Annotated in this window: 13 protein-coding genes and 2 pseudogenes; 10 read left to right on the top strand and 5 right to left on the bottom strand. The window is 64.0% G+C overall.

Annotated features, from left to right (window positions below):
• Positions 1-70 precede the first annotated feature (70 nt).
• The 3 genes from NG697_RS01080 to NG697_RS01070 all read left to right on the top strand — a co-directional run bounded on the left by NG697_RS01080 (position 71) and on the right by NG697_RS01070 (position 2245).
• Positions 71-214 carry a hypothetical protein gene (locus NG697_RS01080; RefSeq protein ID WP_252599294.1) on the top strand — a complete coding sequence of 48 codons (144 nt, stop codon included), beginning with the start codon at positions 71-73 and terminating at the stop codon, positions 212-214.
• 592 nt (positions 215-806) lie between these two features.
• The gene (locus NG697_RS01075; RefSeq protein ID WP_252599293.1) at positions 807-1628 is read left to right on the top strand and encodes a hypothetical protein; all 822 of its coding nucleotides are present in this window, start codon (positions 807-809) and stop codon (positions 1626-1628) included.
• Positions 1625-2245 (top strand): RES family NAD+ phosphorylase, encoded by a 621-nt coding sequence (locus tag NG697_RS01070; RefSeq protein WP_252613364.1) that lies wholly within the window; start codon positions 1625-1627, stop codon positions 2243-2245. The genes NG697_RS01075 and NG697_RS01070 overlap by 4 nt, the downstream gene beginning before the upstream one ends.
• A gap of 29 nt (positions 2246-2274) precedes the next feature.
• On the opposite strand, the gene NG697_RS01065 is transcribed toward NG697_RS01070, so the two are convergent.
• The gene (locus NG697_RS01065) at positions 2275-3855 is read right to left on the bottom strand and encodes a serine hydrolase domain-containing protein (RefSeq protein ID WP_252613362.1); all 1581 of its coding nucleotides are present in this window, start codon (positions 3853-3855) and stop codon (positions 2275-2277) included.
• Positions 3856-4237: 382 nt separating this feature from the next.
• Between NG697_RS01065 and NG697_RS01060 the strand changes: the two genes are divergently transcribed.
• Positions 4238-5311, top strand: a complete 1074-nt coding sequence (locus tag NG697_RS01060) for a methyltransferase (protein WP_252599430.1) — start codon at positions 4238-4240, stop codon at positions 5309-5311.
• Positions 5312-5368: 57 nt separating this feature from the next.
• Positions 5369-5590, top strand: a complete 222-nt coding sequence (locus tag NG697_RS01055; RefSeq protein ID WP_252599286.1) for a hypothetical protein — start codon at positions 5369-5371, stop codon at positions 5588-5590.
• Positions 5591-5638: 48 nt separating this feature from the next.
• On the opposite strand, the gene NG697_RS01050 is transcribed toward NG697_RS01055, so the two are convergent.
• Together NG697_RS01050 and NG697_RS01045 are read right to left on the bottom strand one after the other, a co-directional pair.
• Positions 5639-7327 carry a sensor histidine kinase gene (locus tag NG697_RS01050; RefSeq protein ID WP_252613360.1) on the bottom strand — a complete coding sequence of 563 codons (1689 nt, stop codon included), beginning with the start codon at positions 7325-7327 and terminating at the stop codon, positions 5639-5641.
• A 211-nt stretch (positions 7328-7538) separates the two neighbouring features.
• Positions 7539-8756 carry an integrase catalytic domain-containing protein gene (locus NG697_RS01045; protein ID WP_252613358.1) on the bottom strand — a complete coding sequence of 406 codons (1218 nt, stop codon included), beginning with the start codon at positions 8754-8756 and terminating at the stop codon, positions 7539-7541.
• A gap of 256 nt (positions 8757-9012) precedes the next feature.
• Between NG697_RS01045 and NG697_RS01040 the strand changes: the two genes are divergently transcribed.
• The 5 genes and pseudogenes from NG697_RS01040 to NG697_RS01020 all read left to right on the top strand — a co-directional run bounded on the left by NG697_RS01040 (position 9013) and on the right by NG697_RS01020 (position 12046).
• Positions 9013-9630, top strand: coding sequence for a DUF1326 domain-containing protein (locus NG697_RS01040; RefSeq protein ID WP_252563703.1), 618 nt, complete (start codon positions 9013-9015; stop codon positions 9628-9630).
• 13 nt (positions 9631-9643) lie between these two features.
• On the top strand, positions 9644-10495 hold the full coding sequence (locus NG697_RS01035; protein WP_252599282.1) for a DUF2182 domain-containing protein: 852 nt from the start codon (positions 9644-9646) through the stop codon (positions 10493-10495).
• Between the two features lie 44 nt (positions 10496-10539).
• Positions 10540-10956 carry an ester cyclase gene (locus NG697_RS01030; protein ID WP_252599280.1) on the top strand — a complete coding sequence of 139 codons (417 nt, stop codon included), beginning with the start codon at positions 10540-10542 and terminating at the stop codon, positions 10954-10956.
• A 97-nt stretch (positions 10957-11053) separates the two neighbouring features.
• Positions 11054-11173: pseudogene (locus NG697_RS01025) on the top strand (mycothiol transferase); the annotation flags it as partial.
• A gap of 321 nt (positions 11174-11494) precedes the next feature.
• Positions 11495-12046: a flavin reductase family protein gene (locus tag NG697_RS01020; protein ID WP_252573739.1), complete on the top strand. Its 552-nt coding sequence runs from the start codon at positions 11495-11497 to the stop codon at positions 12044-12046.
• 429 nt (positions 12047-12475) lie between these two features.
• Here the strand turns inward: NG697_RS01020 and NG697_RS01015 are convergent, their stop codons facing one another.
• Positions 12476-14995 carry an ATP-dependent Clp protease ATP-binding subunit gene (locus tag NG697_RS01015; protein ID WP_252613356.1) on the bottom strand — a complete coding sequence of 840 codons (2520 nt, stop codon included), beginning with the start codon at positions 14993-14995 and terminating at the stop codon, positions 12476-12478.
• Positions 14996-15647: 652 nt separating this feature from the next.
• Positions 15648-15776, bottom strand: a pseudogene (locus NG697_RS21295) (serine hydrolase); the annotation flags it as partial.
• Positions 15777-15819 lie beyond the last annotated feature (43 nt).

Genomic DNA, 15819 nt, shown 5'->3' with positions numbered 1-15819 from the left:
GCAGACAAGAGGCCATAGCTCACGCGTGTCTTAGGATTCACTCCCGCCGTGGCGCACATAAGCTCGATACATGGGCAAAAACCAGCACAGCGAGTTGGAAGGGCAGACCTCCATCAACGACTTGCTCGACAAGCCCATCGGCGACACCCACATCCAGCTGGTGCTGCCCATCCATGTCCAGCTCCGGCCGGGGGAGTTCCGCCGCGTGTCCTGACGGTTTCGGTGATTGAGCTAAACCACCGGGCCCTTAATGGCGGACCTTCCTGATTTTCAGACTGTGTCGTCTCGACGGAGTTCCAGTGTTCTGGTCCGCGATCCGGCGGAGGCGGCGCCAGCGCATGCCGGTCCGGGGGTGAGCCTGGTCCGTGGGATGCGTTGGATGTACCGGCCTCGATGCACTCCTTCGGCGCCGAGAGCGGAGAATGACGACTAGCGTCACGCCCAGCCAGGCGAACGCTGCCCCGATGACGAGGAAAACCGCCGGGATCGTGTCCATGATTAAGTTTAGATCCCAACCCGTAAGTGCACTTACTAATTCCGCCGCTTCCGACTGACCCTAAGCCAGCCAGCCGGAAGGGCGGGGCGTTCGTGCGGGTCCTTGGGCGCGCCGGTAGATGAAGTATTCGGCCCGCCAGGTTGAGGACCCATGATGCACCGTACTAGTAGAGCCCTGCGGCGCGTGGACTGGGGGCCGACCGTCGCCTCCGGAAACCAGGGGGCTACCCTCTTTGACATGTCCCGACTACTATCCTCTGACGATTCAGACAAGTATGCTAGATGTCAGAACCGTCAGGAAGTGAACGAAAATGCCACAGAAAAAACCGCACGGAGCGTTCGCTGATTCGGCCACCACGAAGGCCGTGGTCTACGGCCGCCGTAAGTTTGCCGTTGGGCCGAAGGAGCTCGGCGTCTTCAAGTACGGCACGGAACGAAAGAACGTGCTGGGTGACGTCGAACTGGCCGCTGCGAAAATCATCGGGACCACACCCACAGGCTCCCGCGTGGGGATCCCGGTGAAGATCTCCGTAAAGGACGGCGAGATTGTAGAGGTCATCCAGGAAGGGTTGCCATTTCGCGCGCGAAAAAGGCGCCGCACGCGTCCTGATCCGCGGCAGGCGGAGGGCGTGCCCACGGAGCGTGTACTGGTCGACACCGCAGTCAATATGGAACGCAGTATCAAGGCTCTCGGGTCTGCGCTGGGGGAAGTGGAAACCCCGGTCTCACCCCAGCTTGCCCGCAGTATCCAGGCCACCGAAAACCTGTGGCGGGCGATGGAGAGGGAGTTCAAACTCCTTACGGCCACTGAAGTTTCCGCGGCGGTGGGTTCGAAGTCGCCGAACCGCAGTTATGCGTCCGAACAGCACGCGGCCGGCAAGCTGCTGGCGGTCAAGCGCGCCGGCGCTTACCGTTACCCGGGCTTCCAGATTGACCGTCAGGAACACAGGATTCGGCCCGTAATGGCGGACCTGCTCAGCGTTGCCAAGGAAGCCGGGCGTTCGGAGTCGAGCCTGGCCTTGTGGATGCTTATCCGCACCGGATACCTGGACGGGGCCCGCCCCGTTGACCAGCTGGCCAGCCCCAATATGGTGGTGGAGGCAGCCCGGCACGCCTTCAACGTTCAGTGGTGAGATATGTCCCGCCGAAGCCGTTCGAGCCGCAGGAGTACGTGCTCCCGGCCGGCAGTCACCTGTTCCGCGTCTTCAGCAACTCCAGGACCGTCGACAAATTCAACCCGGGTGGAGGGGATCCCACTAGGTTTGCGTTTTTCGGGGACCCAAAGGTACCCGTGCTCTATGCGGCCGACACCGAAGAAGCCGCCGTCTGCGAGTCGATCCTGCACGACGTCCCGCCGGAGCCCGGGCAGATCCTTTTCGACAGCTTCCAAGACAAAGTCTGCGCCCCGCTCACGCCGACTAGGGACCTGCGTCTGGCGTCGCTGATGGGCGATGGACTGCGCATGCTCGGAACTGAGGCCAAGCACGTCACCGGGACGATGTCCACCCAGTATCACCGCACCGTGCGCTGGGCAGAGGCCGCCCACGCGGCCGGGTTCGATGGATTAGTGTGGGTGAGCAACAAGCGCAATACAGACCGGACCTACGTGTTTTTCGGGGACAGCGTACTGCCCGGGGACCTCAAGGCGTTTAAGGGGCCTGGCAGGATATTCGCTGCCGGCACCGGGTTCGACTGGCTGGTCGACTACCTCGCCGGACTTGGTATCGACGTCATCATCACAGGGCCCTGACGGTCCACGCTGCCGCATCGCCGACCACCTCAAGCCGTTTCTTGCTGGCCGGCCCGCATCCTGGAAAGCAGCCAGACCGTCCGCGGGATCGGCCAGAGTATGGCCAGCACGAGCACAGGCACCAGCGAGACGCCGACGTCGGGAAACTGGCGGATGATCACGAACAGGTGGGTGTCGAACCGTGCGGGGGCGTAGACGAGGCACAGCCAGAGGGCGAACCCGTCGAGCACGAGAGCCGCAACTCCCCAAATCAGAAGCACCCAGCGCTTCCGGGACGCGGCACGCCGCCGGAGCAAAAACCGCAGCACCAGCCACAGGCTCACCAGCTCAGCGAGGAGCAGGGCCAGGGCCACTGCCCAGCTGTAGCGCTGCAGCCAGTCCTCAAACACCACCGCGGGCACCGGGGACTGCCCGTGCAGGATCCGCAGGACGTTGGTGTCGATGGCCTTGAGCCGGGACGGGGCGGCGGTGTCGTTGCCGTTGATGACCAGGGCGATACCAAGGCCGGACTCCGGAACCAAAGCCAGGTAGGTGTGGCTGTTGCCCCATTCGCCCTGATGCTCCAGCAGCAGCGGCAGGTCCGCCTCCGGGACTGGCGGCGCTGCGGGATCGGCGGACTCCACGAGCGGCCGGGTGAACCACCCCATGGCGTACCCCTTGGACCCGTCCACCTGCACGAGAGGCTCGAACATCGCCGCCACGCTCTCGGGCCGGAGGATGCGGGCATCGCCGTACCGTCCGCCGTCGAGCAGTGCGATCAGCTGGTGGCCGAGGTCCTCGGCCGAGGCGTACAGCGTGGACGACGGCATGCCGGTGGTGGGTGCGGGCACGTCGGTCTGGCGCCAGAACGAGCCGAACCACAGCGAGTAGCCGGCGGCCGCCTTGTCCGCGCGGGCGGCAGCCTGCGTGGGATGCGTGTGCGTCATCTCCAGCGGTCCGAAGACGTGCTGCTCCAGGTACTCCCCGAAAGGCTGGCCGGAGACTGTCTGCACCAGGAGGCCCAGGACGTTGAAGTTGGCGCTGGCGTAGTGGAAGGCCTCGCCCGGTTCACCGGCCAGCGCGGAGCCCGACAGGGCGCGGACCCCTTCTTCGAGAGCCTCCGGGCCCTGCGCGTCTGAGGCTTCGAAGGCCGTGTCCTTGGATGACATGCCGCTGGCCTGGTGGAGCAGGTGACGGACCGTGATGGCTTGCGAGCGGCTGTCGTTCAGGGTGAACCAAGGCAGGTACGTCTGCACCGGCTCGTCCAGCCGCAGCCGGCCGGCCTCCACCTGCTGCATCACGGCGATGGCGGTGAGGGACTTGCTGGTGGAGGCCAGCAGCACCGGCGTCTGGGCGGTCATCGGGCGCCCGGAGTCGTCGGCGCGTCCAAATGTGGCGGAGTGCACCTGGACGCCGTCCCGGACGACGGCGATGGCGGCGCCCGGAATCCCGAGGATGTCCAGTTGCTCCCGGAGGAAGGTGTCCAGCGCGTCGTAGGTCTGCTCGGGGCTCGCGGGTCCTGTGGCCAGCGGGCCGGCAGGGGCCGGTGCCGGTGTGGTGGCGCCGCCGAGGATCCCCACGGTCAGGAAGCACATGAGGATACAGGGCGCTGACCAGGAAATAGCTCGCATGCCCGCACCTGCACTTCGGCTGACCGTCCCTTCACGGTATGGCCTGGCCAGGTGGAAAACAATGCATCCATGCAGTCGGGCGGCGGTTGCGGCAAGTGCACCCCTGTATCCTGACAATGCAGGTTGAATGGTTCCAGCGGCCATCAACCAAGCTCGGTTCGCGGCCGGATGACGGTCCGGAATCTTGGGCCGTCGCCTTCCACGTCGTGGAATCACCGCCGCAATCGTCAGTCGCCGATCGGCCCCCGGACTCTTGGAATGGATCTATATCACTACTGACTCGCCAGCTCCCGTGGGAATCCCGACGTCGGCCCTCCAGCCCCCGCGCGGAGCTGCGGTGGATGAGCCCGCCGTCGTGACCTGGGCCGAGGCGGGTGTCAGTATGACCGCGCGATGGCGTTCGGCGAACGGCAGACCAGCGCCGACGCGCGTCGAAGTGGTCTCCGACTCCCTCACGGCCGATGAAGCGAACCGGTTGGCGTCACAGGGGATCGCGATGCTCTGGCACGGCGACTTCCACAACGGGCGGCAGATCCTCAACGCCATGGACCGGCGGGTAGGTGCCGGAAAGAAGATCACAGGAACTCCGGCCGAAAAGTTCTATCGGCATCGCCAGTCCCGCTCGCATCGTGCACGCATTCTCGGCCTGCTGCTGATTCCTCTTGATCCGGGCCCTGTGGTGCCGCTGCGCCGCGCACCGGATATCCGGGAGGCCGCCGCTGAAGCGTACGGCGATATCCGCGAATCTTCCGTTGTGTCCCTGCATGAGCTTGTCGGGGCAATTGGCGCCCACGAGTGGCGACGGAACGGCGTCTACGTCGATGCCCTGCAGGGCCGCATCCACCCGCACTATGGCACGTTCTTCCCCACCCGGAGTGAGTATGTGGATCTCGTGGCCGCCGCGCCGCTGCCCTCGGACACGCTGGCGTTCGACGTCGGAACCGGCACCGGGGTGCTCGCTGCCGTCCTCGCGCGCAGCGGCGTCCACCGCGTGGTAGCGACGGACAATGAACCGCGTGCCATCGCCTGCGCCGGTGAGAATTTCCGGAACCTCGGTGTCCAGGACCGTGCTGAGGCCGTCCTGACCGACATGTTCCCGCCCGGACGGGCGCCGCTCGTTGTGTGCAACCCGCCCTGGATTCCAGCCACGCCGCATTCCACCCTGGACAATGCCGTCTACGACCCCGGCAGCAGGATGCTGTTCCGCTTCCTGAACGAACTCTCCGACCATCTGGAGCCGGGCGGTGAGGGCTGGCTTGTCCTGTCCGACCTAGCCGAGCACCTTGGCCTGCGGACCCGTGAGGATCTGCTGGCCGCCATCGACGCGGCTGGGCTGAAGGTGGTGGAACGGCTCGACACCAAGCCAACGCATCCTAAGGCATCGGACCGCGATGATCCTCTGTTCGAGGCGCGCACGGCCGAGGTCACGTCCCTGTGGCGGCTTGTTCCCCGGTAGTCACAAGCTTCGCCGCACGCGCGCCAGCCACCGGACAGAAGCAGGCTATGGATCTCCTTGGTCGAAGATCGGGTAGGGAGGTTCCAGCGCCGGGCGCCGAGGGGATCGGCGGCATCCGGAAACAGCCGCTACCTTGGCGCCATCACAGCCACGGTGATGATCGGCATCTTCTACGGGACCGGCGTTACCCAGGCCAATTGGGGAGTCATAGTGATCACCATGCTGGTGCTCGGCGCCGTCGCGTTCGGCGTGACGCTGCTGTGGCGGGAGCGGAAGTAGGTTTTCCGGCTGACCCGGATCGCGCTCTGCAAGGCTGGGTTAGCTGGCCTATGACATGGCCGGTACTTCGCCGGCATCCAAGGAGCCGCCGTCTGCCTCCGGCAGTGTCAGGGTGACGGTGGTCCCCCGTCCGGGGCTGCTGGCCAGGGCGATCGTCCCGCCATGGTTTTCGATGATGGTTTTGGTGATCGGCAGTCCCAGGCCTGCACCGGGAATGGCGGAGGCGTGTGCGCGTGCTGCGCGGAAGAATCGGGTGAAGGCCTGGGCCTGTTCTTCCTGGGTCATCCCGATGCCGGTATCGGCGACCTCGCATCTGATGTTGTCCCCGTCCCGGCGGGCTCGGACCGTGACGGCCCCGCCGTCGGGGCTGTATTTGATCGCGTTGGAGAGCAGGTTATCGATAACCTGCCCGATGCGGGCCGGATCGAACCGGCCGGTCACGGGTCCGGACGGTTCAAGGTGCAGGCTGATGCCCGCGGCACTGGCACGCGGAGTGGCGGATTCGATGCTGTGGCGGATCACTTTGGTCAGGTCTGCTGGCCGGGGGTTGATGGCCAGGGTATCCGAGGCGACTGAGAGCAGGTCGGTCACTAGATGCAGCAGCCGTTCGGCGTTGCGTTTGGCCACGACCAGATACTGGGCCAGGTCGGCGGGAAGGTCGGGGTGTTCGTCCTGGGCCAGGCCGAGGTAGCCCAGGATCGAGGTCAGGGGAGTCCTCAGCTCATGCGAGACACTGGCGACGAACTGGTCCTTGGCTGCAAGGGCTGTGACCAGCGCCGTCACGTCGGTAAAAGCCAGCACGGCGCCGGAACTCCGGCCGGTGCCGTCCTTGATCAGCCGAGACGTTGCGGAGAAGGCGCGTTGACCGGTGCCGGTGCCGGTCCAGATCAATTCGTCGGTGAACGCTTCGCCCCTGGCCGCTCGGCGCAGCGGGTGCCGGGCCGGCGGCAGTGGGCTGCTCCGGTCAACGCCGAACACCGGCACCTCCTCACTGCCGGGCGCCGGCGGGTTTTCGCTGAGGGTACCGGCGAGGTAGTGGCTTTGCTGCTTGTTCATGAGAATTTTCCGGCCCTGTTCATCGACCGCGCACACGCCGACACTGACGGTATCCATGATGGTGCCCAGCAACCGCTCGCGCTGTTCGCTGGCCGCGAGCAGTTCCTGCAGTTCCTTGTCCTGGTTTTCCAGCTGCAGCCGCTGACGCAGGACAGCATTGGAGACCACATGCGCGGTGAGGGAGATCACCCCGAGGATGACCGGGAGCAGTACGATCCGGATGAACGACGGCCCTGTGAAGCCCATTCCAAGGATCAGCGGCGGAAGGACCGCACTGAGAATCGTGGCCGATACCGCCATCACAACCCCGCTACGGTGGCGGTCGAGGGATAGCCAGACGACCGGGAAAACCAGCAGGAAACCCAGCACAGTGAGGTATTGATCCGCCGCTTCGCGGGAGAACCCGATGGCCAGGCAGTCCAGGACCGGAATGACTACCCAGGCGCGGGTCGGCAGCCGCCCCCACGGCACCAGCGCGCACGCGGCCAGAAGGACCAGATGGGCGCCCAGACTGTACAGGAATGGACCGGGCTGCAGGAGCCCGGGGCGAAATGCCTCCGCAAGGACGGTGACCAGCAGCATCGTCACCGACAGCGGCAACTGGAATATCACCATCCGACCCCTAAGGTCCAGGCTCCGGAAGTAGTTATCGAGCGAAAGGAGCGGCATCGCGTTACCCATTCGTGCTTCCTTTCAAATCTGTCCAGCCGTTTGTTTCCGCCGCCTGCAGTTCCGGGAGATTTCTGAATCCTACTGCCACCAGAGGCCCACTGGCATGACTGTGTCCGTATTAGCGGTGAGTGCTTCTGAACCCGACGACAGCACCCCTGGTTTATCAACCACAAGGGACCCCTTCGGCGCCCTATTTCCTCGGCGTACCCGAGGAATCATGTCAAGAGGCGCGCGTAGTCTTCTTCGTGGAATCATTTGGAAGTGCGCGCATGGCGGGCTTGGGTTTGGCGCATTGTTTGCTGGTCGTGAGCGTGAGTAGCTCGGCCGTGAGTGCCTGGATCTGTCGCTGGATGGCCGCCGGGTTCAAAGGACGGTTTTCCCGGGTGAGCCTGGTCTTGACCGTTTTGCGGACCGTGCCCTTGTCGGCGAGGATCCGCTGGTATGGCGTGGCAGGAAGGTCGTACTTCTTCGTGGTCTTCGCGCCCTGGCGTTCCTTGGAGACGAGTTTCTGCTGGGGGCCGAAGTGATTGGTCAGCAGCCGCTGCAGCTTCCAGATCCGGTTCAACAGATCCAGTTCGCCGGGGGTGTCGTAGCGGTGGTATCCCACGGTCTGGCGGACGATGTGCCAGTTCTTTTGCTCCACGTGGGCGCCGTCGTTTTTGTTCCCTGACCGGGACCGGGTGAACGTCAGCTTCTCCTGCTCGCACCAGCGGAACAGCTCCCAGTTGATGAACTCGGACCCGTTGTCCGAGTCGATGCCCAGGACGGGAAAAGGGAACGCCGCGGTGGCTTCCTTGATCGCGGCGAACACCCACTTCTGCGCCTTGTTCCGCACCGACACGGTCTCCGTCCAGCCCGTCGCGATGTCAGTGATATCCAGGGTGAAACAGAACTCGCCTTGGGAATTGCCTCCCTCATGACCGACCAGGTCGATCTCCACGAATCCGGGTCTGGCATCATCCCATTCGGCCCAGGTCCGCATCGGGATGGAGTCCTTCAACAGCGTTCCAGGCTTGGTATGGGACCGGCCTCGCGGATCCAGTTTGGCCCGGTCCGCCTTGAGCCGGCGGTCAATCGTCGCCGGCGCTATCCGCAGCAGCAACCCCGCCGTCCCGTCGTCGATCTGAAGCTCCTCGAACCGGCGCAGGCGCGGGACCAGATCAGGCAGGGCAGCGGCCAGCAGCCGCCCGCACGGCGTACCCTGCACGGCCCAGCAGAACCGCAGCGCGTCGATGACGGCCTCGTCATAGACCAGTGGCTTCGGCGGGCGGGGCCGGACGACCCTGATAGTCAGGACCAGACCCAGCGCCTTGCGGGCATGATTGCGGTGCCAGCCCGTGACCGCGCAGATCTGATCCAGAATCTCGCCCTTCCTGGCTTTGGAAGCACGTCGGTATTCCGTGGCCAGAACCTTCGTGACAGCCCTGCGTTCGCTCATCGTCAGCTCCATAGCAGCAGCCCTACCCCCGCCAGCGAACGGGCAGCCGCAGACACCCCGCTACGCGCGCATTACCAAATGATTCTTCGATACCCTCTACGCGCGCATCTTCTATGAGTCAACGCGGCGTATTGACACACAGATTTCGTCGGAATACTGTCTGCCTTAACGGGGCTTTCCGTCCCGTTCCTGGGTATATTCGGCGCTGGAGTCTGGGCCGCTTCTGCTAGGCGAGGGTGCCAGCAAGGAGTTCTAAATGTCTTGGGAAATGACCGGAAAGTATGTCGCCAACTGCAATTGCCAGCTGATTTGTCCGTGCCCGGTGGATGGTACGCCCACGGGATCGGATGGCGAGTGCCGCGGCGTGGCTGTGTTCCAAATCGCGAGTGGAAAACTCGATGACACCGATCTGTCGGGCATCGCCTTCGCCTTCTGCAACTGGTTCCCGTCGAACCTCTCGGCCGGCGGCTGGAAGGTGGGAGTCGTCCTTGACGACGGCGCATCGGCTGCGCAAGCCACTGCCTTGGAAAGCATCCTTCATGGTGAGGCCGGCGGCCCGTTCGCGGATTTTGCGGCGTTGTACGGAGAATGGCTGGGAGTGGAGCGCGCCAGCGTCACATTCTCGGACGGCGACACCCCGTCCGCGTCGGTTGCCGGGCGGGTGAGCTACACGTTCGAGGCCCTGCCGGGACCCGACGGTGGTGTCACCACCGTCAAGAACGCGATGTTCGGGTTCGCCCCGGAATTCCGGATCGGCAAAGCGCAGGTACACTCGGACCTCTTTGGCCTTGACTTCGACGGCGTCTACGGTGAGACCGCGGACTTCACGTTCGCCAGCGCGATGGCCGAAAACGCCCCCAAAGGCCGGGCATGAGCGCCGACAGCTGATGCTGCGCAGGAAGCAGTCCACAAGAGGCGGCGTTCGCCCGTCTGCGCGCGCCGCCGTTTCGCCTGCCACAGCGGCCGGTTCTACGGCAGCCGCGTCCCGGGTCGATCCGCGGGAGGCTGGCCTGATCGCGGTCCTGCTGATACTCGCCGCGGCGAGTTGGGTCTTCACGTCCACTCAGCTGAGCGTGATGGACATGGGTCGGTGGACTGAGCCGGGGCCGCTGGGATTCTTCGTCGCCACGTGGGTGGTGATGCTGGCGGCCATGATGTTCCCGTCCGTGGCACCCATGGTGGTCGCATATGGCCGGATTCAGAGCCACCGACGCAAGATGGCGCGGTATGCTCCGGCAGGATCCACCGCCGTTTTCGTGGCCGGTTACCTGATCACGTGGACGGTCTTCGGCGTCGTGGCGTATTCGCTCTACATGTCAGTAGCGTCGCTGGCTCCCGGGCTCTTCGCCGCGGATCAAGGCGGCCGGTACCTGGCGGCCGGGGTGATTATGGCGGCGGCGGCCTATCAGCTCACGCCCGCCAAGAACGTCAGCCTGATGAAATGCCGGACACCCATGGACTTCATCCTGCACCGCATGCGCCCCGGATACCGTGGCGCGCTGCGCATGGGAGTTGAGCACGGGGCGTGGTGCGTCGCATGCTGCTGGGCGCTGATGGTGGCGCTGTTTGCGCTCGGTGTGATGAGCATCGGCTGGATGGCGCTGATTGGGGCCTTCATTGCAGGAGAGAAGATGCTCCCGTGGAAGCGGCTCGCCAACCGCTCGGTTGCGGTGGCACTGGCCGTGATTGCGCTCGGAGTTGCCCTCACGCCAGCGGCGTTGGTCGGGATGGGGATGTAAAACGGGGGGTTCTTGAATGGTCTTATGTACTAGAGGAGTCGGAAATGTCTGACGGGACTGGACTGATCCAGCGGTTTTACAAGGAGATAATCGAGGGCGGAAATCTGTCCCTCATTGACGAGTTGGCGACGGATGACTACATCGATCACGAAGAGGCTCTTCCAGGGCAACCTCCCGGCAAGGATGGCGTCCGGTACTTCGTGAACGCGATCCGGACGGCGTTCCCCGATATTAAAGTCAAGACAATGGAAGCGTCATTGGCTGACGGAAACATGGAGGCGTGCCACGTAATTCTCACGGGCACTCATCGTGGCGAGATGGCCGGCATGGCAGCAACCGGCAAAAGCGTCGAATTCGGCACCACCGACATTATTCGCGTCGAGGACGGCAAGGTGGCTGAGCATTGGGGAACCACGGACAACCTGAGCCTCATGCAGCAGCTCGGTGCCATCCCTACCTAGGTCTCATCTGACGGGCGTCCGCAATCGGGCCAACCCTAGAAGGGCCTTCCGCCGTCGTCCTAGCCGACGGCGGGAGGCCCCTTTGTGCGGCAGTGTCCGCATCGTCGACACCCGCTGGGACCCGCCGGTCACTCTCGGGGTGCGGCTGGTCAGCACTATTGCCGATTGCCTCCAGCACGTGGGGCAGGCCGCGTACGCCAAGGGCCTGAACCCCTGACTGATACTGCCGAGCTGCTGGTGTGAGATCCGCCGTCGTGGGCCAGACGGACGGCGCACCGGGGAGATGAAGTCATGGTGAAGATGTTGAACATTCCCCAATAACTGCAGGTCCGCGTAGTTGCAGCGCGTCACCTACCAACAGTCACTCAGCCGCCACGAAAGGCCTACCAAACATGGGCCCGAGAACGGGCCATCCGGTTTCGTCCCGGCCGAAGCTACGCGTCAGCATCAGGTGTCGGCCGTCCTTTACAGCCACAACGACCACTAAGGCTTCGTCACGATCGGCCCTGATGTGTTCACTGCGTGAAACGATGTGCTTATGGAGATTCCAGGGACGTTGGACGCGCATCGCCTTGGCGACGAACATCCTTCCGAAGCGGACATCGATCTGTACCGCGTGCTCAGCGCTGACATCTCAGCCGGCGTCGCCGTGGTTTCTACATTGCTGCACAAGCGCGACTACGCAGCAACAGTGACTGCTTTTCTCTCCGTCTCCTATGATCCGCCTACGATGCTTGTCAGCCTCTACGCGGGCTCACGCATTGGCGAAGCAATTGCCACGAGGGGTACGTGGGCGTTGAGTCTGTTGCGCAGCAAGCATCAAGGCGCGGCGGATTGGCTGGCCAGTCAAGGGACCCCCGTTGAGGGCCTGCTGGCCCAGGTTCCCTACCGCCGCGGCCCGGCCACCGGATCGGTGATCCTCGATGGATCGATCGCGTACTTCGAGCTGCGAACGGTTGCAATCCATCCTGCGGCAACGCATCTGCTCATCGTCGGAGAGGTACTTGCGATGGGTAGTGACGCTCCAGCGGCGGAAGTACCGGACCCCCTCATACATTTTGCTTCTGCCTACCACCGGCTGGCGCCCTAGAAGTTACCCACAAAGGCGGCGAAGACCGCTGATCTCCCGGGTTACCACCTGCCCGCACACGGCACCCCGACCTGAATCAAAACCCACCATTGCCGGAGGCACAGCGGCACCTCAAGTGCCGGATGGGTCCAGTTCTGCCTCTTATGGCGGGTCTGTACCAACAATTATTTGTCGGCCTCTTGCGGCATTCACGTCGACGGGGCGGCAAACTAAGGAGACCCACCATGGGTTTGGGTGAGAAGATCCATAACGCTGCCGGGAAACTTCACGGCAAGGCAAAGAAGCAGCAGGCGATGCCACCGGCAACGACCGGCTGAAGCACCCCGGCTGGATCCTCAGGGCGTCATGGAATCCTTCGCCTGCAGGGCAGCGAGTGAGACACACCGGACTTCAGCCCGCCTCGACGGTGGTCAGACGTCGTTTTCGTGGTTAGCTCGCGGCTGGCAGTGCGTCAGGGATCCGGGGTTTCGTGTTTCCTGCGAACGTGAACTTGGCGTCGTCGCCTTCGCCGTCCACGTCCACTACAACGATGTCGCCGGCGTGGAGCTCGCCGAACAGGATCTTCTCGGAGAGCTGGTCCTCGATCTCGCGCTGGATGGTGCGGCGCAGCGGCCGGGCACCCATGGCCGGGTCGTACCCGCGGGTCGCCAGGAGCACCTTGGCCGCGGTGGTGAGCTCGATGCCCATGTCCTTGTCCTTGAGGCGCTTCTCCAGGCGGCCAACGAACATGTCCACGATCTCGATGATCTCGTCCTGGGTGAGCTGCGGGAACACCACAACGTCATCCACACGGTTCAGGAACTCCGGACGGAAGTGCTGCTTGAGCTCTTCCGTCACACGGGCGCGCATCCGGTTGTAGCCGGTCTGCGTGTCTGTGCCGGACTGGAAGCCGGTGGCCACGCTCTTGGAGATGTCCCGGGTGCCCAGGTTTGTGGTCATGATGATCACGGTGTTCTTGAAGTCCACCACCCGGCCATGGCTATCGGTCAGGCGGCCGTCTTCCAGGATCTGCAGGAGTGAGTTGAACAGGTCAGCGTGTGCCTTCTCCACCTCGTCGAACAGGACCACGGAGAACGGACGGCGCCGGACCTTTTCGGTCAGCTGGCCGCCCTCGTCGTAGCCGACGTAGCCAGGAGGGGCACCGAAGAGCCGCGAAACCGCGTGCTTCTCGGAGTACTCGGACATGTCCAGCGTGATGAGGGCGTCTTCCTCGCCGAACAGGAACTCAGCCAGGGCCTTGGCGAGCTCGGTCTTGCCGACGCCCGTGGGGCCGGCGAAGATGAACGAGCCGCCCGGACGCTTCGGGTCCTTCAGGCCTGCACGGGTACGGCGGATAGCCCGCGAAATCGACCTAACCGCCTCCTCCTGGCCCACCACGCGCTGGTGCAGCTCGTCTTCCATCCTCAGCAGACGGCTGGATTCCTCCTCGGTCAGCTTGAAGACCGGGATGCCGGTGGAGTTCGCCAGCACCTCGGCGATGAGTTCCTCATCAACTTCGGAGATGTCGTCCATGCCGCCGGTCTTCCAGTGGCGCTCCTTCTCTCTGCGCACCTCGACGAGCTTCTGCTCCTGGTCGCGGAGCGAAGCGGCACCCTCGTAGTCCTCCGCATCCAACGCGGACTCCTTCTCCAGCTTCACGGCGGCGATCCGCTCATCCATCGCCTTGAGCTCCGGCGGGGCGGTCATCCGGCGGATGCGCAACCGGGCACCGGCCTCATCGATCAGGTCGATCGCCTTGTCCGGCAGGAAGCGGTCCGAGATGTAACGCTCCGAGAGATTCGCCGCTGCGACCAGCGCGCCGTCGGTGATGGTGACCCGGTGGTGCGCCTCGTAGCGGTCGCGGAGGCCCTTGAGGATCTCGATCGCGTCGGCCACGGAGGGTTCCTTGATCTGGATCGGCTGGAAGCGGCGCTCAAGCGCGGCATCCTTCTCGATGTGCTTGCGGTACTCATCCAAGGTGGTGGCACCGATGGTCTGCAGCTCGCCGCGGGCCAGCAACGGCTTCAGGATCGAAGCCGCATCGATCGCACCCTCGGCCGCACCGGCACCCACAAGCGTGTGGATTTCGTCGATGAAGAGGATGATGTCGCCGCGGGTGCGGATTTCCTTCAGGACCTTCTTCAGGCGCTCTTCGAAGTCACCGCGGTACCGGGAGCCGGCCACGAGTGAACCGAGGTCCAGGGTGTACAGCTGCTTGTCCTTGATGGTTTCCGGGACGTCGCCGCGGACAATCGCCTGGGCCAGGCCCTCGACGACGGCGGTCTTGCCGACGCCGGGCTCACCGATCAGGACAGGGTTGTTCTTGGTGCGGCGCGACAGGACCTGCATAACGCGTTCCATCTCGGACTCGCGACCGATCACCGGGTCCAGCTTGTTCTCGCGCGCAGCCTGGGTGAGGTTGCGGCCGAACTGGTCCAGGACCACGGAACCGGCGGGAGTGCCCTCGGGCTGGCCGGGGCCCGGGCCCGGGCCCTGGCCCTCGCCTGCGCCTGCGCCCATGGTCTCCTTGCCCTGGTAGCCCGAGAGCAGCTGGATAACCTGCTGGCGGACGCGGTTGAGGTCTGCGCCCAGCTTGACCAGCACCTGGGCGGCCACACCCTCACCCTCACGGACGAGGCCCAGCAGGATATGCTCCGTGCCGATGTAGTTGTGCCCCAGCTGCAGGGCCTCGCGCAGAGCCAGCTCCAGCACCTTCTTGGCCCGCGGGGTAAAGGGGATGTGGCCGGATGGGGCCTGCTGGCCCTGGCCGATGATCTCCTGCACCTGTTCGCGCACGCCGTCGAGCGAAATGCCCAAGGACTCAAGAGCTTTGGCGGCAACGCCTTCACCTTCATGGATCAGACCCAAGAGGATGTGTTCGGTACCAATGTAATTGTGGTTCAGCATGCGTGCCTCTTCTTGGGCAAGCACAACTACGCGACGGGCACGGTCCGTAAATCGCTCAAACATTTTCGCCACACTCCTGGCTGCCGCCTATCTTGATCCTACGTCGCCGCGGGCCCTCATGGGGGGGGACTTCGCCGAGAGGCAAGGTATTTGTGACTTCAGCGGTACGTGTCCTGTTTTTCGTAGCATTAGTTGTCCTGGCGCATCAACTGGTGACTTGATGAACTCGCGACCTTCCGACTGCTGAGGTGCTTGATGGGATGCCTTTGTAGCCACAGACCTCCCGTCTCAACTGCTGAGTAGCTTCCGCGTACGTTAGCGGAACAACTAGACCGAAGTTACGCAGGTTGAGACGCCGGAATGGGAAATCGTAGTCCCCCTCTCAAAGGCTGGGAGACTATTTGGTGTCAAGTTCCCGTGGCTGTCGGTGTCTGTGGTGCAGGGCGTAGCTGTCAAACACCTCCGACGACGTCGTTTCTGGATGGCCGAACTTGCCGCGGAGTACCTCTGCGAGATCGTCCAGCGCTGCATGAAGTATCCGTCCGGCAAACCGTAGTTCCGGGTTTTCACTGAGCTTGGCCTCAGACGCCAACTGGTAGGCGTAGGCAACGGTAGCCGGCAGGGAACCCTCTTCTCGACTTCGCGGAAGTAGTAAGTTTCATGGAACGACAGCAAATCTATGCTGACGGAAGCCACGTTTTGGGCCAGTGATTCGAGACTTGCTGGTGGAGGCTAGCAGCATTGGCGTCTGGGCGGTCATCGGGCGCCCGGAGTCGTCGGCGCGTCCAAATGCGGCGGAGTGCACCTGGACACCGTCCCGGACGACGGCGATCGCGGCGCCCGGCGATCAGTTGGCGGTCGCGCAATCTCTTCTTCTCCCGGTTTGG

Source organism: Pseudarthrobacter raffinosi, assembly GCF_023913835.1.
Classification (GTDB): Bacteria; Actinomycetota; Actinomycetes; order Actinomycetales; family Micrococcaceae; genus Arthrobacter; species Arthrobacter raffinosi.
The sequence above is the reverse complement of the archived record's forward strand: the minus strand, read 5'-3'. Positions and strand labels throughout refer to the sequence as shown.

What these genes read in the sequence shown, in the direction of transcription:
- NG697_RS01050 (WP_252613360.1), bottom strand. Translation starts at nt 7,327, where the DNA reads ATGGGTAACGCGATGCCGCTCCTTTCGCTCGATAACTACTTCCGGAGC.
- NG697_RS01060 (WP_252599430.1), top strand. Translation starts at nt 4,238, where the DNA reads ATGACCGCGCGATGGCGTTCGGCGAACGGCAGACCAGCGCCGACGCGC.
- NG697_RS01035 (WP_252599282.1), top strand. Translation starts at nt 9,644, where the DNA reads ATGCTGCGCAGGAAGCAGTCCACAAGAGGCGGCGTTCGCCCGTCTGCG.
- NG697_RS01020 (WP_252573739.1), top strand. Translation starts at nt 11,495, where the DNA reads ATGGAGATTCCAGGGACGTTGGACGCGCATCGCCTTGGCGACGAACAT.
- NG697_RS01075 (WP_252599293.1), top strand. Translation starts at nt 807, where the DNA reads ATGCCACAGAAAAAACCGCACGGAGCGTTCGCTGATTCGGCCACCACG.
- NG697_RS01030 (WP_252599280.1), top strand. Translation starts at nt 10,540, where the DNA reads ATGTCTGACGGGACTGGACTGATCCAGCGGTTTTACAAGGAGATAATC.
- NG697_RS01080 (WP_252599294.1), top strand. Translation starts at nt 71, where the DNA reads ATGGGCAAAAACCAGCACAGCGAGTTGGAAGGGCAGACCTCCATCAAC.
- NG697_RS01045 (WP_252613358.1), bottom strand. Translation starts at nt 8,756, where the DNA reads ATGAGCGAACGCAGGGCTGTCACGAAGGTTCTGGCCACGGAATACCGA.
- NG697_RS01015 (WP_252613356.1), bottom strand. Translation starts at nt 14,995, where the DNA reads ATGTTTGAGCGATTTACGGACCGTGCCCGTCGCGTAGTTGTGCTTGCC.
- NG697_RS01040 (WP_252563703.1), top strand. Translation starts at nt 9,013, where the DNA reads ATGTCTTGGGAAATGACCGGAAAGTATGTCGCCAACTGCAATTGCCAG.
- NG697_RS01065 (WP_252613362.1), bottom strand. Translation starts at nt 3,855, where the DNA reads ATGCGAGCTATTTCCTGGTCAGCGCCCTGTATCCTCATGTGCTTCCTG.